The sequence below is a fragment of the Pseudovibrio axinellae genome (assembly GCF_900110875.1).
Classification (GTDB): Bacteria; Pseudomonadota; Alphaproteobacteria; order Rhizobiales; family Stappiaceae; genus Pseudovibrio; species Pseudovibrio axinellae.
In genome coordinates this window covers 1-1083 of the sequence record NZ_FOFM01000091.1, presented here as the reverse complement: position 1 = coordinate 1083, position 1083 = coordinate 1, and the positions used below count along the sequence as shown (strand labels likewise).

At 48.8% G+C, this 1083-nt stretch carries 2 protein-coding genes; one reads left to right on the top strand and one right to left on the bottom strand.

All coding sequences use genetic code 11. The features are described 5' to 3' along the window. A partial coding sequence (locus BMZ51_RS23850) for a transposase (RefSeq protein WP_175485065.1) occupies positions 1–230 on the bottom strand: 230 nt, incomplete at its 3' end. A 536-nt stretch (positions 231–766) separates the two neighbouring features. Between BMZ51_RS23850 and BMZ51_RS23725 the strand changes: the two genes are divergently transcribed. After that, a partial coding sequence (locus tag BMZ51_RS23725) for a hypothetical protein (protein ID WP_139201492.1) occupies positions 767–1083 on the top strand: 317 nt, incomplete at its 3' end.

Here is a 1083-nt window from a genome sequence, read left to right as displayed (position 1 = left end):
TACACGCTACGCAGTGTCAGGCACGCCGCAATGGCCAAATCAGAATACTTGCGTTGCCCTCCGCGAGTGGTCCGGCGCTGCGCTGACCACTCCTTCCCAATCTCACGGTTGACCCAGATCGTCAAATCACCACGATTACGAAGACTTTCGTTATAGGCACGCCAGTTCGTGACACGATATTTCTTCTTGTCAAATTTGTGACGACGGCTGGCGTTGAATTTGTGGGGCATCGGATAGCTTTATGAAGACGAACAAGCCTTCTAATTACAGACACTGAGCGACCCCTGCAACAAGGCCCCTGTATGCCGTCTTCTTCTACGTTCGCTATTCGCTTTCCTACCGCGACCTGAAGGAGATCATGCACAGCGTCGGCGCAGCGCGCCTTGTCGAGAGGGTCATTGAGCTGGGTAACAGCGTAATTGCTGACACTGTTCAGTTTGCTGAAGAGCACATGGATTTGGCTGTGGCTTAGGCAAAAAGAGTTCAAGGCAAATCAACTGGGTTCGAAAAAATGTGGACCAGTAGTCCAAGGCATATCATTCAACTTCTGCGTAGTTGTGCGATCTTCCGCTATTGCTATTTTCCCGCATCAAATATCGATAGCGGTGCATGCCTGACACCCTATTAGACGAAATTGCTAGAGGCAGGAAAACTGAGCGTTAATAGCTCGAGGGCTCTGCGAAAGCTAGGTAAGGCACATTTGCCCAATGAGCACATCGAGATAGTCCGGAAATCGAAGTAACTGGAATCAGTTAGGAAGCAAAAAATGAGAAAAATTGCCATCGTGCTGCTAGGGCTACTGTGTATCCCTGCACCAGTCTTAGCTCACATTGAGGTGTCGAGTGCTGAAGATATCGATCAGATTGGAACAATAAGAACCTGCAAAAATGGGATCAACAGCGTTGAAGCTACAAGCGGCGTCGTCAAATTGTGGGCTCTTCAAGAATTTGGGGACCAAACAAGCCTAGTCTTGGCTGAGCGGGAAGAAATCCAAACTAATTTGCGAGGGCGTATTGGCTTCTTGGTTAATTATATTTTGATGGGTGAGGGTGGTTTCGATTCGGGCCGCGTGTTTGTCACTAC